Source organism: Gallaecimonas mangrovi (assembly GCF_003367375.1).
In the GTDB taxonomy this organism is placed as follows: domain Bacteria; phylum Pseudomonadota; class Gammaproteobacteria; order Enterobacterales; family Gallaecimonadaceae; genus Gallaecimonas; species Gallaecimonas mangrovi.
This window is the reverse complement of sequence record NZ_CP031416.1, coordinates 1,741,785-1,765,771: the sequence shown is the minus strand read 5'-3', so window position 1 is coordinate 1,765,771 and position 23,987 is coordinate 1,741,785. Positions and strand designations below refer to the sequence as shown.

Below are 23,987 nucleotides of genomic sequence, written 5' to 3'. Positions count from 1 at the left end.
AAGGTGCCTTTTGTTTGCTGCTAATTAGCACGGCAGGCTGGGGTAGTAAAGGCCAGCCATGTCTTGGGCTACGCGCACTACCTGGCAAGAATAGCCAAATTCGTTGTCGTACCACACGTAAAGCACCACGTGGTTTTCCTGAGTCAGGGTGGCTTGCGAGTCCACCACACCGGCGTAGCGAGAACCAACCAGGTCAGAAGACACGATTTCGGTAGAGGTTGAAAAATCAATCTGGTCGCGAAGGTCACTAAACAAGGACGTTTCGCTCAGGTAGTTATTCACCTCTTCACGGCTCACGTCACCTTTGAGGGTCAGGTTCAAGATGGCCATGGAAACGTTCGGGGTCGGTACCCGAATGGCGTTACCGGTCAGCTTGCCTTTGAGTTCTGGCAGCGCTTTAGATACCGCTTTAGCGGCGCCAGTGCTGGTCAATACCATGTTCAGCGGTGCACTGCGGCCACGACGCTCGGCTTTGTGGTAGTTATCAATCAGGTTTTGATCGTTAGTGTAAGAATGCACGGTTTCAACGTGGCCGTACTCAATGCCGTATTTGTCGTTAATGGCTTTGAGCACCGGCGTAATAGCGTTGGTGGTGCAAGAGGCGGCAGAAATGATTTTATCTTCAGCCAAAATCATGTCGTTGTTGACGCCATAAACGATGTTTTTCACATCGCCGCCGCTCGGCGCGGTCAGCAACACTTTGCTGGCACCTTTGGCTTCCAAATGGCGAGCCAGTTTTTCGTCTTTAAAGACACCGGTGTTATCAATGACCAGTGCGTCTTCAATGCCGTATTGGGTGTAGTCAATATCTTCCGGCTGGTTGGCGTAAATCACCTTGATATAACAGCCGTTGGCGACAATGGCCGACGCTTCTTCGTCTACCCAAATGGAGCCATTGAAAGGGCCATGAATGGAATCGCGGCGCAGCAAGCTGGCACGCTTTTGCAAATCGCCGTCTTTACCGCCACGCACCACAATGGCGCGCAGGCGCAATTTATTTTGCGGGCCGGTACGTTCAATCAGCAAACGCGCCAGCAAACGGCCGATACGGCCAAAACCATAAAGCACCACGTCACGGGGCTGCATGTTGTCTTCGTGATCAACCACTTCGGCCAATTCTTCACGCAAGAAGGCATCAACGGTTTTGTCGCCGTGGTTTTTCAAGTAGTTAACTGCCAGCTTACCAATATCAATACGGGCCGGGGCCAACTTCATGTTCGACAGCGCGCTAAACAGCGGAAAGCTTTCACGCAGGCGCAGTTTTTCACCTTCAAAGCGGCGCACTTGGCGATGGCTTTTGATGATGTCGATAGTAGAAGCGTTGAGCAACGGCTTACCGTAGATAACTAACTCCACGCCGTAGTTGCGATACAGACGGCCGATAATGGGTTGCATCTGCTCGGCCAGTTCCTGACGCTCTTGCCAGCTCTTCATGTAGATATCCGGTTGCGTGTTGCTCATGGGGTTTCCTTTAGTTTCACGTCGTAGGTGCCGGCGACCGCGGTCTTTAATGATATTGGTCGCAATCTAATGTAGGGGCCTGCTTAGCCTCGTACGGGAAGTCAGGCGGTCGCAATTTTACCCAAGGGCAACCGCTTTCGCCACACTCAGTGTTGTCATTGACAGTTTTGCTATTGTCAGGCGACCAAGGCATTGCCAAACTGGCTTAACAAATGACAAAGAACAGATGAAAGAAGGACGTTCATGAAAAGGCTGATGTGGTTGCTTGCAGCGCTCATCTTAAGCGGCTGCAACAGCGAGCCAAGCTTGCAGGAGATCTGCCAGCAAAAGCCAGCGCTGTGTTCACGATTAAATAAAGACGGGTGGTGCCGCAGCGAGCGGGCAGCGCTTATTCGCCAGCGGTATGCGGTGAGCAAACTCACCGGTGACCCAGGCTACCCCGGTTACAAACTGCTGCTTGATACCGAAGACTACCGCAACTGCATGGCCAAAGCGGCAGGGGTGGTGCATAAAACCCTAAAAGAGCGCCAAAGTGACAGGGGCCGTGCTTATGTCGCCATTTTACAAGACCTAAAAGCACTTCAGCAGCAATATAAAACCAGTAAAGACCCGCACATTCTTTACTACCTCTATACCCGCCTGGATGACCAAAAGGCCCTTGATGCCTTTTTGGCAGAAGAAGGCAGTGGCGCTTTTAATACCTTGGAATTAAAAGCCATGCTGGCCGGTTACTACGCCAAAAGCGACACCGAGAAAACCGCGCAATTATTGCTTGAAGGCCTCGCCCTGCCCCGGGAATCAGCCACTGTAGAGCCTGACATTTTTCAAACCCTGGCCACGCTCTCCATGTCTCAGCGGCGCTATCAGGAAGCCTATCTTTGGACCCGTATTGCCCAGCACCATGGCGTAGCCACCGATCCCAAACCGCTGGAGCAATATTTAAGAAATGACAAATCCCTTATCGCCAAGCTCGATAAAAAGGCAGACGAGGTGGACTTGGCCATCAAAGAAAATCGCTTTAAGCCACCAATGGCGCAATTAGACCCTCGCCCTGAACAGAACAAGGACACACAGGCTACGCCTGCGGCTCAAAATCCAACGCCACCGAATTCAAACAATAACGGCGGCCAGTAGGCGCAGGGCCATCATTAAATACATGGCCTAAGTGCGCATCGCATTTGCCACAGCGAATTTCGGTGCGCACCATGCCATGGCTGTTATCTTCCAAGTAGCGCACCGCGCCTTGCTCAACTTCTTCAAAAAAGGAAGGCCAACCACAACCAGCGTCAAACTTGGTTTCTGAATGAAACAGCGCCTGGCCACACACCACACAGTGGTATATCCCTGGTCTATCCTCGTAAAGATATTCACCCGAGAAGGGCCTTTCCGTTGCACCTTGTTGGGTGACCGCTTCAGCAGCAGAACTGAGAGGGCCTTTCCAACCTTTTTTGTTCATAAAACGCTCCGTTTATGTAATTTATTTTCAATAGCTCTGGTGTTATGGTGATTTAACCTTGATAAGCACCAAATGTTCTGTAAATTTACTACCAATTTTTCAGCAATAGCAGATAAGGACACTATCATGCGGGTTGCCATTAATGGATATGGACGCATTGGTCGAAACATTCTCCGCGCCTTGTTCGAAACCGACAAAGCCTACGACATCGACATCGTTGCCATCAACGACCTGGGGGATGCAGCGGTAAACGCCCACCTGACCCAGTACGACACCATTCACGGTCGCTTTAACGCCAAAGTCAGTCATGACGACAAAGCGCTTTATATCAACGATAAAGCCATCGCTACTTACAGTGAACGAGATCCCGCCAAATTGCCATGGGGCGAATTGGCCATCGATATTGTGTTTGAGTGTACCGGCCTGTTTACCACCGGTGAAACCGCTAAGGCTCACCTGGCTGCTGGTGCCAAAAAGGTATTGATCTCAGCGCCGGGTAAAAATGTAGACGCCACTGTCGTGTACGGGGTGAACCACGAGATATTGACCAAAGACATGACCATTGTCTCCAATGCCTCTTGCACCACCAACTGCCTGGCACCTATTGCCAAGCCGCTTAACGACACCCTGGGCATTGAGTCGGGGTTGATGACCACCATCCACTCTTACACTAACGATCAGCGCCTGACTGACGTTTACCACAAGGATCTGCACCGGGCCCGCGCCGCGGCGCTTAATATGATCCCCACCAAAACCGGCGCCGCCGCCGCTGTGGGTTTGGTGGTGCCAGCCCTTAAAGGCAAAGTGGACGGTATGGCGGTGCGCGTTCCGACTGCCAACGTCTCGTTGGTCGACCTCACCTTTACTGCTGGCCGTGATACCACGGTAGAAGAAGTGAATGCGATTTTGTCCGAGGCGGCTAGCCAAGGGGCACTTGCTGAGGTGTTAACCATTAATACCGCACCGCTGGTGTCCATGGACTTTAATCATGTGCCCTACTCGTCTAACTTCGACGCCACCCAAACCCGGGTGCAAGGGCGCTTGGTCAAAGTGATGAGCTGGTACGACAACGAGTGGGGATTCTCCAACCGGATGCTCGATACCGCCACCGCCATGATGGCTGCTAAGTAATGGCAAAAGGGGCATTAAGCCCCTTTTTCCTTAACGATCTCTGGCAGTACGCTGCTGTTGTCTTTCCAGCTTTGCATAAAGGCTTCTAAGTCGGCCGGTGACAGGGCTTTTGAGCATAAAAAGCCCTGATACTGCTCCCCTTGCAGACTGCGAATAAATTCTAGCTGGTCTTGCGTTTCCACCCCTTCTGCCACCACATCCAACTGCAGGCTGTGGGCTAAGGCAATAACCGCTTTTACAATGGCGGCATCTTGGGCGTCCTTGGTGACACCGGCGGTAAAAGAGCGGTCGATTTTCAGCCTGTCGATAGGAAAGCGTTTGAGCTTGGCCAGATTTGAATAACCGGTACCGAAGTCATCAATGGAGATCTTAATACCGAGATCGCGAAGCGCAGTCAAAATGGTATTGGCGCGGTCGGGGTTTTGCATCACCGCACTTTCGGTTAGCTCCAGCTCCAAATAGCGCGGGTCCAGGCCCGTTTCGTTTAAAATTGCCACCACCCGCTCAATAAAGTCGTGCTGGTTGAGCTGCACTGGCGACAGGTTAACGGCAACCGGCACTTTGGTAAATTGGCCATGTTGATGCCAAGCCAAGGTCTGCTTGCAGGCGGTGCGCAGCACCCACTCCCCCAAGGGCAAAATAAGGCCGGTATCTTCAGCCAGCGGGATCACCTTATCCGGTGGCACTATGCCAAGCTCGTCGTCATGCCAGCGCAGCAGCGCTTCAAGGCCGGTTAGGCTGTTATCGGCTGCCGAAATTTTCGGCTGGTAAGCCAAGGTCAGGGTTTCGTTATCCAGCGCCAAGCGCAGCCTTTTCTCAATATGGTTACGCTGCTCGGCCTTTGACACCATACCCGCTTCAAAGAACTGAAAGTTGTTTCTACCGCTCGCCTTGGCGTTATACATCGCCGCATCGGCATGCACCATCAGCTCATGGCCATCTTGGCCATTTTGTGGGTAACAGCTAATACCAACGCTTGATGAAATACGAATTTCCGAGCCTTCAATTTCAAAGGCGCTGGCCATGGCATCAACAATGCGCCGAGCAATACCGGCACTTTGCTCAATATCGGTCGCCGGCGGCGTTAACACTAAAAATTCATCACCGCCAACCCTTGCCACAATGTCATCTTCCCGCAGCGCCGCCGTTAAGCGCTTGGCGGCCTGCTTAATCAATTGGTCGCCGATATGGTGGCCCAGGGAATCGTTAACGTTTTTAAAGCGGTCAAGGTCGACAAAAAGTACCGAAAAGGGTTGCTGCTGGCGTTTGGCAATGGTGAGAAACTGGCTGAGCTTTTCTTCAAACAATAAACGGTTGGGTAAACGGGTCATGGTGTCGTGCAGCACCATAGACTTAAGCTCGTCGTTGGCTTCCTGTAAGGAACTGGCCAGCTTGGCGTTGCGAGAAGCAAGGTGCGCATCGAAAATCGACAGCACCAGTCCGCTCAGCATAATGCAGCCTGCTACCAAGGCGATAGACACCGACATCTGTGTGGGCGACATACTGCTGGCGCCTGCTCCTACGGCATCGGGCGCCATTTCGGCAGCGGCCATGCCGGTGTAATGCATGCCGCAAATACCCACCCCCATAACCAGCGCTGCCACAAGGCGGTGCCAAATTGGGGTACGGCGATTTTTATCGTTTAAGCGAAAGGCTAAAAACAGCGCCGCGGTAGAGGCAGCCACGGCAATAAGCACCGATAGCGAGAAGATAGTGGGGTCGTAATGAATGGGCGGCGTCATCTCCATCGCTTCCATGCCCAAATAGTGCATGACACAAATTCCCAGCCCCATGGCCAGGCCGCCACTTGCCATGTGCAGCCGCGTTAAATGCGCAACATTGACGATTTTCAGTGCCAGGGCTGACGCAAACACAGCCGCCGCCATTGAGATAGCGGTCATCGTAAAGTCGTAACCCATACGAACAGGCATGACATAGGCCAACATGCCAATAAAGTGCATAGCCCAAATACCGGTTCCCATGGCAAAGGCACCGCCCCAAAGCCACAAACGCTTGGCGATACCCGTGCTTGCTCGCACACGGCCAGCAAGATCTAAAGCACTGTACGATGCCATCACGGCAACCACAAAAGACAGGGCCACCAAAGCCCAGTCGTAAGACCCCTGCATGTTCGTCATTTATCCACTTATTATTTTGAGGCGACATTCTACAATGTCGAAGTCTGAGCACAACTCGCGCGGCGCTATCACCGCACTATTGAGAGAAAAGCGAAAAAGAAGACTTGAGTCGGCGCCGCAACTATGACAATTGTGCGCGCTGACATAGGCGAATACCGGTAGTTTGAATATGCGCATCCTTGCCATCCTTGGTTTGCTTTCCCTTTCATTACATGCCCAAACCGTTAGCCTAACGCCACTTGGGCAAGTGACCATTCCCCACATGGCGATGTTTGAGCACGCCCCCATCGGCGGGTTATCGGGACTAACTTATCAGGCCAGCAGCAACAGCTTTTTAGCCATCAGTGACGACCGCTCCTTTAAAGCACCGGCCCGGTTTTATCAGTTTACGGTAAAACTCGACCACGGCAGGCTGGTAATGGTAGCACCAGAGTCTCAGCAAACCTTGACTAAAGACGGCAAAAAATACCTGCCGGATCACATTGATGCCGAAGGCATCGCCCTTAATCACCAGCAGTTATTTATTTCATCAGAAGGTGACGTTGCCAAAGGCCGGCCGCCTTTTATTGGCCAATATAATCTCAAGGGCCAATGGCAGCATAATTTGCCACTGCCGGCGCAGTTTATGCCCAAAGGTCATTTTGGTGTACGTAATAACCTAGCCTTTGAAAGCCTAACCATAACCCCTGATGGCCATACCCTCTACACCGCCACCGAATCAGCCTTGATGCAAGACGGCCCCGAAGCCTCATCCCTTGCTGGTAGCCCCTGCCGTATTCTCACTTACAACCTTAAAAATCAGCAGCCACAAGCCCAGTACCTTTACCCCTTGGCTAAAGCCCCCAACGGCATTTATGCCATGAAGGGCCTATCAGACATGGAGGCATTAGATAACCAGGGCCATCTATTGGCTATTGAACGTGGCTTTAGTGTGCCGGGAGGCGCAGATATTGCCCTTTATCTTGTCGATATCCAAGGCGCTACCGACATTCGGCACCTGCAAAGTATTGAAGATGCCCGCACAGCTATAGTGCCGGTGAAAAAAACACTCATAGCCCGCTTTAAGGATTTAGGGATCCCGGAAGATAACGCTGAGGGTCTGGCCCTTGGGCCTAGGCTTGCCGACGGTTCGCGGTTACTGCTGGTGGTCTCTGACGACAATTTCTCCAGCCGCCAGCACACCTATTTTTGGGCCTTTGCGCTGCACCTTCACTAACAGCGCGCGGCCACCAATAGCTAACGGGCCCTTGGGATACCACCTCTATTTGTTATAATATAACAACCTCACGTATCTCGTTGGGGCCATCTTTGGCTATGCGCAACCAAAACACCTTTCGCTCGGCAGTAATAGCAAGGCCCGCTTACCAGCGGCTGCTTTGGGTTGCTGCACTACTGGCCCTATTGTGGCTCGCCATTTTTTGGGCGGTATCACTGCCATGAGCCTAGCCGCCATTACCCTTGATAAGCTCAGCATTTATTACCAGCAGCAGCCCGCCTTATTGAATATTTCAGGCACCTTTGCCGCTGGCAGCTTAACCGCCATTGCAGGCCCTAACGGCGCCGGTAAATCGACACTGCTCAAAGCCTTAATGGGCGAGTTGTCCCCCAGCCAAGGCCACGTCAGCCGGGGCCACCTTAAACGCCGTGACTTGGGGTATTTGCCACAGGCCGCCGACATTAACCGCCAATTTCCGCTGACCGTTGCCGACAGTTTGCTGTTAGGGCTTTGGCATCAAACCGGCGTTTTTGGTGGCGTGTCAGCCCAAATGGCTCAAAACGCCGAGCTGGCGCTAAAAACGGTCGGTCTGGACGGTATGGCCAAGCGCACTGTCGGCAGCCTTTCGGCCGGACAATTTCAGCGGGTCTTGTTCGCCAGACTGCTGCTACAAGATGCCAAGGTCATTGTGTTAGACGAGCCCTTTACCGCCATTGATGAGCGCACCACTCAAGATCTGTTGGCACTGGTTCACCAATGGCATCAACAAGGCCGCACCATCATTGCCGTACTCCATGACCTTGAGCAGATACGCGAACACTTTCCCCAAACCCTGCTAATGGCAAGGGAGCTAATTGCCTGGGGCCCAACCCCAGCCGTGCTGAACTATCGCAATTTGCATCGGGCCCGCGCCTTAGCCAGTAATCTAGAAGGCGCCGCGTAGATGAGTTTTTATAGCTACGTGGTTGAGCCCTTTGCCGACTTTGGCTTTATGCGCCGTGCGCTTGTTGCCGCCATTGCCTTGGGGTTAGGCTCCGGGCCGATGGGGGTTCTGTTAATGCAGCGGCGCATGAGCCTGGTGGGCGACTCGATGAGCCATGCGGTGCTGCCTGGCGCGGCTATCGGCTTTTTAATCGCTGGCAAACTGTCGTTGCTGGCCATGGGGTTAGGTGGCTTGGTTGCCGGGCTGGCGGTGGCGCTATTATCGGGTTTAGTTACCCGCACCACCTCACTTAAGGAAGATGCCAGCTTCGCCACCTTTTACCTGACCTCTCTTGCTCTTGGGGTACTTATCGTCTCGCTGCGCGGGTCGAATATCGATCTGCTGCACATTCTTTTTGGCACCATTTTGGCTATTGATGCCCATGCCCTGTATTTGGTTGGCGCCATTGCCAGCTTTACCTTGGTGGTGCTGGCACTGATCTACCGGCCACTGGTAGCAGAATGCTTTGATCCCGGTTTTTTACGTGCGGTTGGCGGCAAGGGGCCCTTTTACCACTTTCTGTTTCTGTTGCTGCTGGTGCTCAATTTAGTGGCCGGCTTTCAAACCCTTGGCACCTTAATGGCGGTAGGCCTGATGATGCTGCCCGCCGCCATTGCCCAATTATGGGCGCGCACGTTACCGGCTATTTTCGCCATCGCTACCGTTTCGGCGGCAGTCAGCGGTTTCGTTGGCCTGTTGCTGTCCTACCACCTGGGTTTTGCCTCCGGGCCCACCATCATTTTAACGGCCAGTGTGATTTACAGCCTGTCACTGCTGCTAAGTCCGTCCAGTGGTGTAAAGCGCCTCCTCAAACGCCGAGCTTTTTAATAAAGGTTTTGTTATGAAAAAACATCTATTTGCCCTCGCCTGCTTATTGCCACTGTTCGCCACCGCCACGGTGCAGGCCAAGGTTATGCAGGTGGTTGCCAGCTTTACGGTATTGGCCGACGTGGTAAAAGAAGTGGGCGGCCAGCACGTTGCGGTTAAAAGCCTGGTGCCCGCCAATGGCGACCCCCACGACTACGAACCCACCCCTGAAGATGCCAAAGCCATAAAAAATGCCGCCATTACCTTTATTAGTGGTGAAGGTCTTGAAACCTGGTTTTCGCGGCTGGCCAAGGCTTCCGGCGCCGAAAAACCGCCGGTGGTGGTATCCAAAGGCATTAACACCCACCAGTTCGTTGAAGCCGGTAAAACGGTAACCGACCCTCACGTTTGGAACAGTGCCGCCAATGTATTGATTTGGGTAGATAACATTGAAGCGGTCCTACTCAAGGCCGACCCAGCTGACAGCAAAGACATTACCGCCAGCGCCAACCGCTACCGGCAAAAGCTGCAGGCCCTGAATAAACAAATTAAGAGACAAATCGAGGCCCTGCCGGCATTAAAGCGCAAGGTACTGACCAGTCACGATGCGTTTGGTTATTACGGCCAAGAATACGGCGTGCAATTTTTGTCGCCACTGGGTATTTCAACCGAAACCGAGGCCTCAGCCGCTGATGTGGCGGCGCTGATACAGCAAATAAAGCGCCAAGGCGTGAAGGTTTATTTCATTGAAAACTCGAACAACAGCCGCCTGGTAAAACAGATTGCCAATGCCACCGGCGCCCGCCCTGGCGGCGAGCTCTACCCCGAGTCATTATCCGGCGCAAATGGCCCAGCCCCCACCTATTTGCAAATGATGCGCTATAACACCCAGCAAATTGTTGCGGCCATCCGTAAAAGCTAAGGCCCTAAACATCAAAACCCAGCTTAAAGCTGGGTTTTGATTATGCGGCGCGGCAATGTTTGCTTTACATCGCTACCAGGCCCGCGCAGCTGGTAGACAAAAACAAAAAGCCGACTAAAAAGTCGGCTTTTTCAAGGTGGTTGCGGGAGCCGGATTTGAACCAACGACCTTCGGGTTATGAGCCCGACGAGCTACCAGACTGCTCCATCCCGCGTCAATATTATAGCTTGGCTCTGGTGTCGTGCCTTGCGTTGTCTTCTTGCTGTTAGCCCTTTAAAAAAGCACTAACTTTCAACTGGTTGCGGGAGCTGGATTTGAACCAACGACCTTCGGGTTATGAGCCCGACGAGCTACCAGACTGCTCCATCCCGCGTCTGTGGAGGCACACTATACGGCTTTTTTTAGCCGTTGCAAGCACCTTTGGCGCGACTGCCTATAAAGCAGGCAAAGCGTATTATTCCTGCGCAGTTAATGTCTGGTGGCGCCGATGCGGATGGTAAACAAAACGGATAAATACCAGCGCCAATACGGCGCAAATTAGCATGGCTGCTGTCATCACCACAGCGTCATGGCCGGTAATGGCTGCCACCGTCCAACCGGCAATAGCACCCACACCAAAACGGGTACAGCCAGCCAGCGACGAGGCAGTGCCCGCCATCTTCGGCACCTGCTCCAGCACTAGGGCCATGACGTTGGAGCCAACCATCGACAAACAGCCGACATAGGTCATCACACTGGCCACCAGCACGGCAAAGGGCCAGTGCAATAACACCGTCAGTACCGCACAACAGGCGGCAACCCCTTGCACCGCCAGCGCCAGCATCAATAAGCGCTCGGCGCCCCAGCGGGTCACCAAACGGCCATTAATAAAGGTCAGTAGCATCAGCGACAACACATTCAGGCCAAAGTAATAGCCAAAATGCGTGTCTTTGACGCCGTAGACTTGGATATAAACAAAGGAGCCGGCGGTTAAAAACGCCATCAGGCCGCTAAAGGACAACCCAGAGCAGCACACCAAGCCAACGATGGCAGGATCTTTCAACAAACGCCGATAGTTATGAAAAACCTTGCCCACCTGTAGCGGGCTTTTTTCGGTCAGGGTTTCGGGGATTTTGATTTTCACCAACAGGCAGGCCAACAGCCCAACCGCGCCCAGTACCCAGAAAATCAAATGCCAATTGCCAAGACTTAGCAGCCAGCCCCCCAGCATTGGCGCCAATAGCGGCGCCAAGGTCACCACCAGGGTAATGGTGGAAAACAGTTTGGCCAGTTGGTTGCGGTCCTCCACCAAGTCGCGCAGCAGGGCATAAATCACCACCGCCGCCGCTGCACCGGCGCAGCCCTGGGCTACCCGCAGCAATTGCAGCATCTTAATGTCAGAGGTCAGGGCGCAAAGCGGCCCAAGTAACGCAAAAACCAGGGTGCCCCACAGCAACACCGGTTTACGACCAACGCTGTCGGCCAGGGGGCCAAGAAAAAGCTGGCCAATGGCAAAGCCCGCCACATAGGCCGACACCGTGCCCTGCACTGCCCCAGGCGCGACGCCAAGATCCCGGGCAATACGCGGTAAACTCGGCAAGTACATATCGATAGCAAAGGGTGTCAGCATGGCCACCAGGCCAAGGGTGACAATCAAGCTGAAGGGGACGCGAGACACAGCTTCTCCGGGAGATGCAAAAAGGCGGGCTATTCTGCCATAGCCCTTGGGCATTTAACGTAACGGCGAAGGCCCGTTGTCGCAGCACAATTGGCCGCCGTCGCAATGGTCATACTGCTTAGTTAAGCAGCCAGCGGACGAACAGGAAAATAACCAATTACACTGAACAACAAAATAGCGGTTAGCGGCTAACCATCATGTTGTTGCGGCGAAGTTCGGTGCGCATCATGTGATGCACCGTGGGCCAGTTAGCGGCATCTTGCGCCCAATAGTTGCCGTCGGTTTCGCCTTGCCGCAGTGCCAGGGCATTGAGCACCAGGCTGGCAAACTGGCTTTCCTTCCAAAAAGGGGTGTGAAAATACAGCACTGGAAGCTGGGCATTCTGGTCAAGGGTTTCCACCAACGTGCGGGCATCTATTAGGCTTCCCTGTGCCCCTATCACCGCCAAACTGGCGCCATTAAGGCAGGCTTTCAGCGTTGCCTGCTGGCATTTAACAACCTCAACCTCGGGCAGATTAACGGCAAACCAATGGGCAACCTTGTCTTGCTGATGGCCTAAATACGCCAGCGCTACTGCATAGCGGCGGTGCTCGGCCAAGGCCGTGCGGCCGGCCAATAGCCATGCGGTTAAGCGTTTTAAGTTAACCGAAAAGGCAGCAAATTCAGCGCTGGTCGGCACAGTGCCAAAGGCCAAGTAACGCCGGCCATCGGCGCTAACACCCGCCGACACCAGGGGCTTGCCGGTTTTTGCCCCCACCAGCAGCGGAAAGCTGCCGTTGCCCGCGGGCACAATGAACTGACTATAGCGGCCAGGCGTATAACGCAGTGGCGCTTTGAGTAAGGTCAGCAGCAGCGCTTGTTGTTTGGCGGTCAGGTGCTGGCCCAGGGTATGGGCATCAACGGTTTCCGGTGATTCCAGCGGCGGCGGTGGCGTAGCAACGGTTTGCTTGGGCGCATCGGGTTGCGAGCGCACCTTGGCGCTGGGATCACAACCGGATACAAACAGCGCCCCTAACGCCAATAGACTGGCTAGCAAGGTTTTTTTCATTGTTTCTTTAGCTGTATTGGGGGCTAACAACAACGTATCCGAGCGGTGACAACACCAGAAGGTCATTTAAGTTTGGTTCATAAAACAATTTGCCCTGCCCTTAAACAGTGGCAAGCCAATGATTTTGAACCAAACTCCTTAGGCGGCTTATTGCTAAAGCCATTACTGAAATAAACCAAAACCAACTGAGTGCCCCTTATGACAAGGGCATTTTTTTGGAGTAGCGTAGAAAAGCCAGTGCAATAGAGAGTAACCAATGAGCACCGAAGAACCGATCTTAAAAGTCCGCGAACTCACCAAAGCCGATTTTCCCCAACTCAAACAACTGATGGATGTGGTCTATAACGACATCGGTGGCTCTTGGCCCAAGCACACCATCGACACCCTGATTGGCCAGTTTCCCGACGGGCAAATTTGTATTGAGGACCAAGGGCAGCTGATCGCCGTGGCGTTAACGGTGAAGGTGGACTACAAGCGGTTTTCCAACCCTCATACCTACGATGACCTTATTACCAACCGCATGACCATCGCCCACGACGGCGAAGGTGATGCCCTTTATGGCCTGGACGTGTTCATCGACCCAGCCTACCGCGGTTACCGTTTGGGGCGCCGTCTTTATGAAGCCCGTAAAGAGCTTTGTAGAAACCTCAACCTACGGGCGATTTTGGCCGGTGGCCGTATCGTTAATTACTACCACCACGCCGACGAACTCACGCCGTCGCAGTACATCGAGCAGGTAGACAGAAAGGCCATTTACGACCCCATTTTAAGTTTTCAGCTGGCCAACGACTTTCAGGTAAAACGGTTACTGCGCCAATACCTGCCGGAAGATAAAAAATCCCAGGGCTACGCCACCTTGCTGGAATGGTCCAACATTTTGTTTGACCCGGAAGAAAGCAACTTCAGCCAAAAACGCCAGGTGCGCATTGGTGCGGTGCAGTGGCAAATGCGCGCATTTCACAGCGCCGAAGAAGTGCTCAAGCAGGTGGAGTACTTTGTGGATGCGGTGTCTGATTACAAATCCGATTTCGTGGTATTCCCGGAATTTTTCAACGCCCCCTTGATGGGCCTTGCCAACACCTCGCATCAGCAAGAGGCCATTCGCTACCTGGCCAGTTTTACCGAGCATTTTCGCCAGCAACTGTCACAAATGGCGGTGAGCTACAACATCAACATCATTACCGGCTCCATGCCACTGATGGACGGGGATGAGCTGTTTAATGTGGCTTACCTTTGCCGCCGTGACGGCTCCACCGAAGTGCAGTACAAGCTGCATATCACCCCTCACGAGCGCCGCGACTGGGTTATAGAAGGTGGCCACAAGGTGCGTACCTTTGATACCGACGCCGGTAAAGTCGGTATTTTGGTGTGCTACGACGTGGAGTTTCCGGAGCTTGGCCGCATTCTGGCCGACCAAGGCATGGATATTCTGTTTGTGCCGTTCTGGACCGACACCAAAAACGCTTACCTGCGCGTGCGCCACTGCGCCCAGGCCCGCGCCATTGAAAACGAATGTTACGTGGCCATTTGCGGCTCGGTAGGTAACTTGCCGCAGGTGGAAAGCTTGGATGTGCAGTACGCACAGTCGGCGGTATTTAGCCCGTCTGACTTTGCCTTCCCCCACGATGCCGTGCTGGCCGAAGCCACCCCTAATACCGAGATGATCCTGTTTTCAGACCTCGATTTAGACAAGCTGAAGGTGGTACGTAATGAAGGTTCGGTGCACAACTTAAAAGACCGCCGCCGCGATCTGTTCACCCTGACCGTACATAAATAAAGGACGCAGTATGTCTTCCCCCTACCCCGGCCCGGTATTGGCCGATTTTGGCCCGGTGTTTGACCTTCGCGACGGCGAACCGCTGCCGCCCGGCCTGCAGCTTAAAGCGGTGTTTGATATTCAAGCAGCGCCGAAACTGGACGCGGTGGCGCGCTTTATCAATATGCATGCCCGGGCCGAGGTGGCGGTAAAAGTGGCCGTGGTATTAAGGGGCGATGCCATTCGCTACGCCTTAACCGACGACGCCCACCAAAGCCATTTTCAGCAAGCGAATGCCAGCGGCGACCTTATCGCCGCGCTGCTAAAAGCCAAGGTGCAAATCCATGTTTGCGACCAAGCGATGCAAGCCAAAGGCTTTCGCCGCCAGGAACTGCGCCCCGGCATTGCCATTGCCTTTTCGGCCATGACAGCCCTGACGCTACTGCAGCAGCAAGGCTACAGCTTAATTCCCTAAAAAAGGCCGCGCATGCGGCCTTTTTGTTAGCGGTAATAGTAGGGTTTGGCAATGTCATCAAGCAGGCCAAGGCGCGTGGGTTGCCACCCCAGCTGCTGGCAGGTCCAGCGGTTAGAAGAAGGTGCATCAAAGCTGGCAAAGTGCTCAAACCAGGTGAAATATTCCCTTGCAGCCTCAACGTCAAGGCCCTTGGCTTCAAGCCCTAACCCCTTGGCAATTTGCCCGGCGATGGCCTTCATGGCGACTTCGCTTTCAGCCACAGCGTGGTAGCGGGCACCGGCCTCGCCCTTTTCTAACGCCAGTACGAACAAATCGGCGGCGTCTAAACGGTGCACCCCACACCAGCGGTTGCCGCCATCGCCCACATAACCGGCAAAGCCCTTTTCCCGCGCCAGGCTAATTAAAATGGGCACAAAACCGTGGTCGCCTTCGCCGTGGGTAGAGGGCGCCAAGCGAATAACCATGGCTTTTACACCCATGTTCAAGGCCTCGTCTGCGGCTTGCTCTGATTTTCGCGGAAAGTTGTCACTGGCCCGGTCGCTTTCCAAAATGGTGCGGCCAAGGCCGCCCAGCACCCCTACCCCCGAGGTTACCAGCAGCGGTTTGTTGCTGCCTGCCATCGCCTCAGCCATTGCCACAATGGCCTGGCGGTCCATTTCGCAGTTTTCAACAAACTTTGAAAAGTCGTGGTTAAAGCCGGTGTGAATAACACCGTCGCACTGGCTGGCGCCCGCCATCAGGCAAGCACTGTCGCTAAGGTCGCCCAGCAGCACTTCGGCGCCGGCGGCAGCGAGTTTTTCGGCCGATTGCGCTGACCGCGCCAACCCCAATACCTGATGGCCTTTGGCCAACAAGGCAGCAACCACAGCACTGCCAACAAAACCGCTGGCACCCGTTACAAATACGCGCATATTCCTTCCCTCACTCAGCATAAAAGGCCGATAACGGCAGAAGCTTCACGCTACCGGTTGGCACTCGGACTTTCTATACCTTATAGTCCGCATTACTTTATCGAACGTCCGAGCCAATATGGATCCGCTATCTGAAGTGCTGAGTTTGCTCAAACCGCAAAGCTACTTGTCGGGCGCCTTTGACCTGGCTGGCCCTTGGCACATTGCCTTTCCTGACCAACTGGGGGCCATCAAATGCTGTGCGGTGGTCAAAGGCCAGTGCTGGCTGGCAGTGGAAGGCGAAAAGCCGATACAAATTAACGCCGGCGAAGCCTTTTTATTACCCAGTGGCCCACCATTTCGCATGGGCTCAGACTTAGCATTGCCAGCCACCGCTGCCAGCGACATTTTTAGCCAATACAAAACAGACTGGGTTACCACTGTCGCCGGTGGCGGTGAGTTTTTATCGGTCAGTTGCCGCTTTAACCTTGAAAAGCCCCATGCCGACCTGTTGCAGCCGCAGCTACCGGCCATTATTCATATCCCCAAAGAGGCTGACGGCGGCACCTTGCGCTGGGCGATGGAAAAAATGATCCAGGAGCTAACCACCCCCCAGCCCGGCGGCTACCTGATGCTGCATCACCAAGCGCACATGATTTTGCTGGAAGCCTTGCGCAGGCATTTAGACAATGTCAGCCAGCGCCGGGTGGGCTGGTTTTTTGCGCTGGCCGACAAGCAGCTTAGAACGGCCATTAATGCCATCCACCAAGCCCCAGCTAAACCCTGGACCTTAGCCGAGCTTGCCAGTGAAGCGGCCATGTCTCGCTCGACTTTCGCCCTAAAATTTAAAACCGCCGTTGGCGCCAGCCCCATGGAATACCTTACCCGCTGGCGGATGTTGCTGGCTGGTGACCGCTTGCGCCATAGCCGCGAGCCGGTGTCGAGCATTGCCCTAGCCCTTGGCTACGCCTCAGAAAGTGCCTTTAGCACCGCTTTCAAACGCACCATGGGCTGTTCGCCCCGGCAATTTACGGCCCGTTAGCGGGCCCTTTTCTTTGCCTTATTAGGGCCCTTTTCGTATAGTGACCGGGTTTTTTACCGGCCCCTTTTTGCCGGCTCACCTACAGAGCAAGTTCGATGTTCAAAGACAACCCGCTGTTGGCCCAGCTTAAGGCCGAGATCCGCGAAAATTTGAAAACCGTGGAAGGCAATATCAAGGCTTCCGACAAAGGTTTTGGCTTTCTGGATGTAGACGGTAAAGAGTCCTTTTTCATTCCGCCGCCCTACATGAAGAAAGTCATTCATGGCGACCGTGTCAAAGCCATTGTGCGCAGCGAGAAAGACAAGGAAGTGGCAGAACCTGAAGAACTGCTCGAACCTTCCCTGACCCGCTTTGTTGGCCGTATCCAGCAGCGTGACGACCGCCTTTATGTGGTGCCGGACCACCCGGTGATTAAAGACCGCATTCGCTGCCGTCCTAAAAAGGGTCTCAAGGCCGATTTTGCCCCGGGCGACTGGGTTGTAGCCGAACTTAAACGCCACCCTCTTAAAGGCGACATGGGCTTTAGCGCCGATATCGTCGAAAAAATTGCCGGCAGTGACGACGGCTTTGCGCCCTGGAATGTCACCCTGGCCCGCCATAACCTGCAAAAAACCGCCCCGACCTTTGATGGCGAGCTGACCCTGGCTGACGGCCTTGAGCGCCAGGATCTCACCCATATTCCCTTTGCCACCATCGATGCCGCCTCTACCCAGGATATGGACGATGCCATCTGGCTTGAAAAGGTCGAAGGTGGTTATCAGCTGTGGGTGGCCATTGCCGACCCTACCGCTTATGTCGAAGCAGGCTCTGACCTTGATAAAGCCGCCGAACTGCGCGCCTTTACCGTATACTTGCCGGGCAAAAACATCACCATGCTGCCAGAAGTGCTGTCTGACGACCTGTGCTCCCTTAAAGCCGGTGAAAAGCGCCCTGCCCTGGTTGCCCGTCTGTTTGTGGCCGACGACGGCACCTTGGGTGACGACACCGAATTTACCCCAGCCTGGATAGAGTCTCGCCACAAGCTGGTATACAACAACGTTTCCGACTGGCTCGAAGGCGTTGGCGAGTGGCAGCCCAATGACGACGACGAAGCCGCCACCATTAAGCTGCTGCGCGATTTCACCGAAGCACGCACCGCCTGGCGTCAAGCCCACGCCCTGGTATTTGGCGACCGCCCCGATTACCGCTTCGAACTGGACGAAAACGGCAACGTGGTCACAGTGCACCGTGAAGAACGCCGCATTGCTAACCGCATTGTTGAAGAAGCGATGATCGCCGCCAACGTGGCCTGTGGTGAATACCTGCGCCGCCACGGTGGTATTGGTGTTTACAACGTCCACAACGGCTTTGAAGATGAAAAGCTCGAAGACGCCAAAGCGCTGTTGGCCCAGCATGACGTGCCGGTAGATATCGACCAGGTACATACCCTGGAAGGTTACAGCGCCATGCGCCGCTGGCTGGACGGCAACAAAAAGCAATTTTTAGACGGCCGCCTGCGCCGCTTCCAAAGCTTTGCCGCCATCACCTTGGAAGCTGGCCCCCACTACGGCCTGGGCCTTACTGCCTACGCCACCTGGACCAGCCCTATTCGTAAATACGGCGATATGGTTAACCACCGCATCATCAAAGCCATTTTACAAGGTACGCCGGTTGCCAAACCGGAAGAAAAGCTGGCCGAGCACCTGTCTGAGCATCGCCGCCTTAACCGCCTGGCCGAACGCGACATGGGCGACTGGCTGTATGTGCGCTGGTTAAAACCCCATGCCGGTAACGACACCCAGTTCGACGCTGAGGTGATTGACGTAAACCGTGGTGGCATGAAGGTGCGTTTGGTTGATAACGGCGCCGTGGCCTTTATTCCCGCGTCGCAAATTCACGACGTAAAAGACGAACTCGACGTCAACTTTGAAGCCGGTACCGTACTGATCAAAGGCGAAGAGAACTACAAATTGGCTGACATCATCAAGGTGCAGCTGATTGAAGCCAACGAAGAAACCCGTTCACTGGTGGCAAAGCCCGCCAAGTAACACCGGGTCACAAAAAGGCCGGCCCTGTGCCGGCTTTTTTTATGGCAACAAATCGTCATCCCAGCCCCTTGGCTTGAAATACGCCCTCACTCCCCCCACCTCTTTACCAAGCACTGGCTGAAACTTAACTCAAGCCAAACCAGGTTACGCTGACACAGCTTGTTGCATTTAAAGACTGAACCCTAAGCGCGCTCACACGTCATAATGACGACACTTCACATTGTCGAGGAAAGCAGTATGGACAATGACGCTAATCGCTTGATAGATAACCTATTCAGTCGCATCAAGGAAGCCGAACAAAAAAGCGGCTCTCGCGACGCGGACGCAGAATCCCGTATTAATAAACATCTTGTCGAACAACCTTCTGCGCCCTACTACATGGCCCAAACCATCATCATGCAAGAGGCAGCCTTAAAACGGCTGCAAGCCGAAGTTGAACAACTGAAACAACAAGCCGAGCAGCAACAACCCAGCTCCGGCGGCTTTTTAGCTGGCCTCTTTGGTGGCGGTAGTGCCAAGGCGCAGCCCACCCATAGCCAAAGTGGCTGGGGCCAAGCCTCACAAGGGCCGCAGCCCGGCAATAACGCCTACAGCCAGCCGCAACCACAGGCAATGGCCGCTAGCGGCTGGGGCCGCGGTAACAGCTTTTTAGGCGGCGCGCTGCAAACCGCCGCCGGCGTGGCCGGTGGTGTGGTTATTGGCGACATGCTGATGAACATGTTCAGCCATCACCAACCCACCGAAATCGTCAATATCATTGACGATCGCCCCATGGATAACGGCTTTAACGGCGACATGGGCCAAAACGATTTTGCCAATAACGATATGGGCAACGACAACTTCGCCGACTCCAGCTTTGATAACAGCATGGACGACGACAACCTGCGCTACCAAGACGCCGGTTTCGACCAAAATCAAGGCTTCGATGGCTTTGATAACGGTGGGGGCTTTGACGATTTTGGAGGCGGCTTCGACGACGATAGTTTTTTCTAACCTTTGCTTTGCTTTTCCCAACCTTTCAGGCAGCCCTTTGGCTGCCTTTTTTTATGGCCATTTTGTGGTGCGGAGCCAATTAATGGTGGTTTACCTCAAGGTTTCAACAGGTTATGTTGTTCATGTTACTGACAGTTTTTTGCCCATTCGTTAATGTTAGGCGCATCAAGCCATTAAACATTCGCCGCTTGGCTGCAAGCCACAGGCGGTTTGGCACGAAAAGATAACAACGACGCTATCAGCATTACGCGACAAATCTTTCGGGAAAAGATTTGAACGTCGGAGTGTAACGACGAGGGTAAGGATAGCCCGAGTAACACAGCACGTCCCTGGTGGTAGGAACCACCAGGGACGAACAACTCAAGACGAGAAAGGGACTTTGGATAACCTGATTCCACGGGCGGTAGCGTGGGTGTTGGTTCATAGAATAATGCGTATAGGCCTCTGATTTTATTGCGTTCATTTTTCCTTGAGGGTTATTCTATATGCCGGTTCGCGCACCGGCGGGCGCCCTACTTTTGTTTACTCGGACCATCCATGGTCCTCGCCCTAGCGGGCTATCGTCGCAAGCGACGATATTCAAAATTACTCCCGGCAATTTTGTCGCCAAAAGTCAGCGGGGCTGCCCAACCAAAAACACTGCCCATGTTTACTCAGACCATCCATGGTCCTCGCCCTAACGGGTAATCGTCGCAAGCGCCGATATTCAAATTTGCTCCTGGCAAATTTGTCGCGTTGTCTTTGCTTCTGGTCGTTCTCGGTTCTCCGGTTCATACGCGTGTCCAGACACGTATTCACCTGCACCTAGGCGGCCCCTTCGCATCCATGTCTCAGCTGCCCCTTCACTCGCGTAAGCAAAGCGCTGCACTTAACGGGCAAAAGAGCGGGTGGCTTCGTTGAGATTTTGTGAATGTTTAAAAGGGACACCCTTTACGGTGCTGTTTATATATACAGGGCGTTGTTTCCTAAATCCAACAAGGAACCGCAGTCCCCTAAAGGGCTGGCTGCCCTTAGCTGACAGGCAAGCGTTCAGGCATGCCTAAGGTCAGCATTTTGTTCATCACTTTCACCCCTGCCAGGGCCTCGGCAACCTGTCCGTTGTAACTGCGCAGGCTGAGTTTCGCGCTGATGAGCTGCTTGTATCGCGACATCGCCGTTTCCGCTTTTGACCGTTGGTGATAACCGCTTTCCCTTTTCCACTCCGCCAGTTGCCCGGCCTTGAGAGCCATTACCGCTTCGTTTCTAGGATGCCCTTCCTCCCAGTAACCTGCCGTTTTACGGGGTGGAATACTGGCTTTGGCACCTTTCTTTTGTAGGAGTCGGTGGCAGGCTTTGCTGTCATAAGCCCCATCGGCACTGACCTGCTCGAGTCGGCGGCGTAACGGGCTAAGTAAGGTGGGGAAAACTTCGCTGTCACCGACGTTTTCCAGGCTCACTTCGGCACCAATCGCTTCATGGGTTTTGGCGTCCACCGCCAAGTGCAGCTTACGCCACACCCGACGTTGTTCCTTACCGTACTTGCGTTGTTTCCACTCGCCTTCGCCAAAGACTTTTAGGCCAGTGGCGTCGATAACCAAGTGGGCCACAGCCCCTTTGCTTGGCAGACGGTAGTGGACATTGACCGTCTTGGCGCGCTTGCTGATGCAGCTGTAACTGGGAGAGGTCAGCGGCAGTTTCATCAACTGAAACAAGGAATTGATAAAGCCTTCCAAGGCCCGCAAGGACAGTTTGAACAGCGCTTTGAGCATCAAGGCGGTTTCGATGGCGGTGTCACTGTACTCAAAGCCCCGACCCCGCTTGCCGTGGTGCTGGGAGCAATACCAGTTGGTGATGGCGGTCTTATCCATCCAAAAGTACAGTGAAGCCCGGTTGATCAAAGCGCGGTTGTACTCAGCCCAGTTACGGATTGGATGTTTGGCCTTGCCCATGAGTTGCTCCCCTGCGATACGTCGGGGATCGGATCACGGTCAAATAGAATGGTTCAGTGGATTTGGGAAACAACGCCGGTTTTGCAGGAAGATTAGTTAGCCACGGTCTACGCTCGCTAGCGAGTACCACACTCAACGAACAAGGCTTTGACCGTGACTTAATAGAGGCATCACTAGCCCACGTTGATGATAACCAAGTGCGTAGTGCCTATAACCGAACTGATTACCTAGAACGCCGCCGACCAATGATGAGCTGGTGGAGCGGACATATAGAAGAGGCAGCCAAAGGCAGCCTCTCTGTAACGGGGGCTAAACAGTTGAAAGTTATCTAAATTTAACCCAAAAAGATAAATAATAAAGGCTGCACCACTTATTTGTGTATGCAGCCTGTAACAGATTGCAAACTATTGCTATCTAGGTAACGGAGGCAAACCAAGCTCTTTGAGGAAGCTATTATGTTTGTCTAAAGCTTCATTAATATCTTTTTCAATATCAACGAGCTTCTTATGCTCTGCTTGTAAATCCACCTTAGCTTCAGCTTTAGCCGTACTTACATATCTTGAAATATTCAAGTTGAAGTCATTCTTCTCGATCTCTTCCATTGAAACTCGGCGAGAATAGCGTTCCTCTTGATCTCTAAATCTATAGGTATCGACTATCTTTTGAATGTCTTCTGGGCGAAGCTTATTCTGGCGTTTACCCTTTTCGAAGTTCTCTTCATCACTAGCATTGATAAACAAAACATCGTCGTACTTCTTACATTTTTTTAGCACGAGAATACAAACAGGGATACCCGTTGAGAAAAACAGATTAGAAGGTAAACCGATAACAGTATCAACGTGCCCATCTTTTAATAGCTTGCTGCGTATGCGTTGTTCCACTCCACCTCTAAACAAGACACCATGTGGCAGGATAATAGCCATCGTGCCTTCATCACTTAAAAAGTGGAAACCATGTAAAAGAAAAGCAAAATCAGCAGCAGATTTAGGAGCTATACCGTGATTTTTGAAACGAAAATCTTCTTTAAACTCAGCTCTATCTGACTCCCATCGATAACTAAATGGAGGGTTAGCAACAACAGCATCGAACTTAAGCTTTTTCGCTGGGTTCTTTTCATTCAGTAGATCCCAATCATTTAATAGTGTATCCCCATGGAAAATATCAAATTCAGTATCTTTTACTCCATGAAGCAACATGTTCATGCGAGCTAAGTTATAGGTGGTGATATTTTTTTCTTGTCCGTAAATCTTACCAATGCTACCACCAGCAGAAGTGATATGTTTACGCACATTCAATAGCAAAGAACCAGAACCACAAGTAAAGTCCAAAACTCTGTTAAAATTCTTCTTTTTACCCGTCTTGGGTTCTTGGCTGTCTAATGTGACAATTTCCGAAAGAATGGTTGATATTGGTTGCGGTGTATAAAACTCCCCTGCTTTCTTACCACCGTTGGCAGCAAACTCACCAATGAGGTATTCGTAAGCATCGCCTAAAATATCAGTATCAGTCGAGAACTGAGCAATACCTTCAGAAACCTTTTGGATAATAGTACATAGCTTTGCATTACGATCTGATGGCTTTTTTCCTAACTTCTCTGAATTCAAATTGATCTCGGAGAACAAGCCTTGAAAGCTGCTATTGAAGCTTTCATTTTCAATGTAGTTAAACCCTTCCTCTAGCGTTTTGAGTAATTCATCATCTTGAAGCCTAGCCATTTCAGCGATACTTGACCAAAGATGCTCAGGCTTAATAATGTAATGCAATTTACGGCGCATTTGCGTTTCAAAAAACGAGACGTCATCAGGGTTTTCGTCATACCACACTTCCAAAGGGTTAGACATTTTTAAATCCCTAAGAACATCTTTAGGTAAATCAAGGTAGTCTTTTCCTAACTCTTTCTTAGCTGCCGCTTCAAAGTTATCAGATAAGTAACGTAAAAATAGGAAAGAAAGCATATAGTCACGAAAATCATCAGCATTCATCGCACCACGCAAAGTGTCCGCGATATCCCACAGAGTTTTACCTAACTTGTTTAATTGTTCTTGAGTCATAACTTTC

The 23,987-nt window shown here is 52.8% G+C and carries 19 protein-coding genes, 2 tRNA genes and 1 pseudogene; 12 read left to right on the top strand and 10 right to left on the bottom strand.

All coding sequences use genetic code 11. From position 1 onward, the window contains the following. Positions 1-24: 24 nt before the first annotated feature. A complete protein-coding gene (locus DW350_RS08415) occupies positions 25-1,461 on the bottom strand; it encodes a glyceraldehyde-3-phosphate dehydrogenase (protein ID WP_115718435.1) in 1,437 nt (478 codons plus the stop codon). Between the two features lie 243 nt (positions 1,462-1,704). Between DW350_RS08415 and DW350_RS08410 the strand changes: the two genes are divergently transcribed. Then, positions 1,705-2,595: a DUF2989 domain-containing protein gene (locus tag DW350_RS08410; RefSeq protein WP_115718434.1), complete on the top strand. Its 891-nt coding sequence runs from the start codon at positions 1,705-1,707 to the stop codon at positions 2,593-2,595. Here DW350_RS08410 and msrB read toward each other — a convergent pair. After that, positions 2,537-2,917, bottom strand: a complete 381-nt coding sequence (gene msrB, locus DW350_RS08405) for a peptide-methionine (R)-S-oxide reductase MsrB (RefSeq protein ID WP_115718433.1) — start codon at positions 2,915-2,917, stop codon at positions 2,537-2,539. The two genes, DW350_RS08410 and msrB, sit on opposite strands and share 59 nt — an antisense overlap. Positions 2,918-3,043: 126 nt before the next feature. Here msrB and gap point away from each other — a divergent pair, with 126 nt between their 5' ends. Next, entirely contained in the window at positions 3,044-4,048 is a 1,005-nt protein-coding gene (gene gap / locus DW350_RS08400) for a type I glyceraldehyde-3-phosphate dehydrogenase (RefSeq protein WP_115718432.1), read from the top strand. 14 nt (positions 4,049-4,062) lie between these two features. Here gap and DW350_RS08395 read toward each other — a convergent pair whose 3' ends face one another. Then, a complete protein-coding gene (locus DW350_RS08395) occupies positions 4,063-6,186 on the bottom strand; it encodes a putative bifunctional diguanylate cyclase/phosphodiesterase (RefSeq protein ID WP_226911417.1) in 2,124 nt (707 codons plus the stop codon). 169 nt (positions 6,187-6,355) lie between these two features. Here DW350_RS08395 and DW350_RS08390 point away from each other — a divergent pair, with 169 nt between their 5' ends. The 4 genes from DW350_RS08390 (at position 6,356) to DW350_RS08375 (ending at position 10,113) form a co-directional block, all read left to right on the top strand. Continuing rightward, positions 6,356-7,402, top strand: coding sequence for an esterase-like activity of phytase family protein (locus DW350_RS08390; protein WP_115718430.1), 1,047 nt, complete (start codon positions 6,356-6,358; stop codon positions 7,400-7,402). 187 nt (positions 7,403-7,589) lie between these two features. Then, positions 7,590-8,345 (top strand): metal ABC transporter ATP-binding protein, encoded by a 756-nt coding sequence (locus tag DW350_RS08385; protein ID WP_336406987.1) that lies wholly within the window; start codon positions 7,590-7,592, stop codon positions 8,343-8,345. Further along, positions 8,346-9,212 (top strand): metal ABC transporter permease, encoded by an 867-nt coding sequence (locus tag DW350_RS08380; RefSeq protein ID WP_115718428.1) that lies wholly within the window; start codon positions 8,346-8,348, stop codon positions 9,210-9,212. A gap of 13 nt (positions 9,213-9,225) precedes the next feature. Next, complete coding sequence (locus tag DW350_RS08375) at positions 9,226-10,113, top strand: metal ABC transporter solute-binding protein, Zn/Mn family (RefSeq protein ID WP_115718427.1); 888 nt, start codon at positions 9,226-9,228, stop codon at positions 10,111-10,113. Between the two features lie 137 nt (positions 10,114-10,250). On the opposite strand, the gene DW350_RS08370 is transcribed toward DW350_RS08375, so the two are convergent. The 4 genes from DW350_RS08370 to DW350_RS08355 all read right to left on the bottom strand — a co-directional run bounded on the left by DW350_RS08370 (position 10,251) and on the right by DW350_RS08355 (position 12,818). Next, positions 10,251-10,327 (bottom strand) — tRNA-Met (locus DW350_RS08370). A gap of 82 nt (positions 10,328-10,409) precedes the next feature. Next, a tRNA-Met gene (locus tag DW350_RS08365) sits at positions 10,410-10,486 on the bottom strand. 81 nt (positions 10,487-10,567) lie between these two features. Then, the gene (locus tag DW350_RS08360) at positions 10,568-11,770 is read right to left on the bottom strand and encodes a Bcr/CflA family multidrug efflux MFS transporter (protein ID WP_115718426.1); all 1,203 of its coding nucleotides are present in this window, start codon (positions 11,768-11,770) and stop codon (positions 10,568-10,570) included. A 181-nt stretch (positions 11,771-11,951) separates the two neighbouring features. After that, positions 11,952-12,818, bottom strand: a complete 867-nt coding sequence (locus DW350_RS08355) for a hypothetical protein (protein ID WP_115718425.1) — start codon at positions 12,816-12,818, stop codon at positions 11,952-11,954. 256 nt (positions 12,819-13,074) lie between these two features. Here DW350_RS08355 and DW350_RS08350 point away from each other — a divergent pair, with 256 nt between their 5' ends. Both DW350_RS08350 and DW350_RS08345 read left to right on the top strand, forming a co-directional pair. Then, positions 13,075-14,595, top strand: coding sequence for a bifunctional GNAT family N-acetyltransferase/carbon-nitrogen hydrolase family protein (locus DW350_RS08350; RefSeq protein ID WP_115718424.1), 1,521 nt, complete (start codon positions 13,075-13,077; stop codon positions 14,593-14,595). Between the two features lie 10 nt (positions 14,596-14,605). Next, positions 14,606-15,049: a DsrE family protein gene (locus tag DW350_RS08345; protein ID WP_115718423.1), complete on the top strand. Its 444-nt coding sequence runs from the start codon at positions 14,606-14,608 to the stop codon at positions 15,047-15,049. A 26-nt stretch (positions 15,050-15,075) separates the two neighbouring features. On the opposite strand, the gene DW350_RS08340 is transcribed toward DW350_RS08345, so the two are convergent. Further along, positions 15,076-15,960 carry an SDR family oxidoreductase gene (locus tag DW350_RS08340; protein ID WP_115718422.1) on the bottom strand — a complete coding sequence of 295 codons (885 nt, stop codon included), beginning with the start codon at positions 15,958-15,960 and terminating at the stop codon, positions 15,076-15,078. 118 nt (positions 15,961-16,078) lie between these two features. Here DW350_RS08340 and DW350_RS08335 point away from each other — a divergent pair, with 118 nt between their 5' ends. The 3 genes from DW350_RS08335 to DW350_RS08325 all read left to right on the top strand — a co-directional run bounded on the left by DW350_RS08335 (position 16,079) and on the right by DW350_RS08325 (position 20,001). Beyond that, positions 16,079-16,981, top strand: a complete 903-nt coding sequence (locus tag DW350_RS08335; RefSeq protein WP_115718421.1) for an AraC family transcriptional regulator — start codon at positions 16,079-16,081, stop codon at positions 16,979-16,981. A 95-nt stretch (positions 16,982-17,076) separates the two neighbouring features. Further along, complete coding sequence (locus DW350_RS08330; protein ID WP_115718420.1) at positions 17,077-19,008, top strand: exoribonuclease II; 1,932 nt, start codon at positions 17,077-17,079, stop codon at positions 19,006-19,008. Between the two features lie 237 nt (positions 19,009-19,245). Next, positions 19,246-20,001 carry a DUF2076 domain-containing protein gene (locus tag DW350_RS08325; protein WP_115718419.1) on the top strand — a complete coding sequence of 252 codons (756 nt, stop codon included), beginning with the start codon at positions 19,246-19,248 and terminating at the stop codon, positions 19,999-20,001. Positions 20,002-21,011: 1,010 nt separating this feature from the next. Here the strand turns inward: DW350_RS08325 and DW350_RS08320 are convergent. Next, positions 21,012-21,929, bottom strand: a complete 918-nt coding sequence (locus tag DW350_RS08320; protein WP_115718418.1) for an IS5 family transposase — start codon at positions 21,927-21,929, stop codon at positions 21,012-21,014. Positions 21,930-22,003: 74 nt separating this feature from the next. On the opposite strand from DW350_RS08320, the pseudogene DW350_RS19625 reads away from it, so the two are divergent. Next, positions 22,004-22,261, top strand: a pseudogene (locus tag DW350_RS19625) (tyrosine-type recombinase/integrase); the annotation flags it as partial. A gap of 78 nt (positions 22,262-22,339) precedes the next feature. Here the strand turns inward: DW350_RS19625 and DW350_RS08310 are convergent. Continuing rightward, positions 22,340-23,980 (bottom strand): type I restriction-modification system subunit M, encoded by a 1,641-nt coding sequence (locus DW350_RS08310; RefSeq protein ID WP_115718417.1) that lies wholly within the window; start codon positions 23,978-23,980, stop codon positions 22,340-22,342. Between the last annotated feature and the right edge of the window lie 7 nt (positions 23,981-23,987).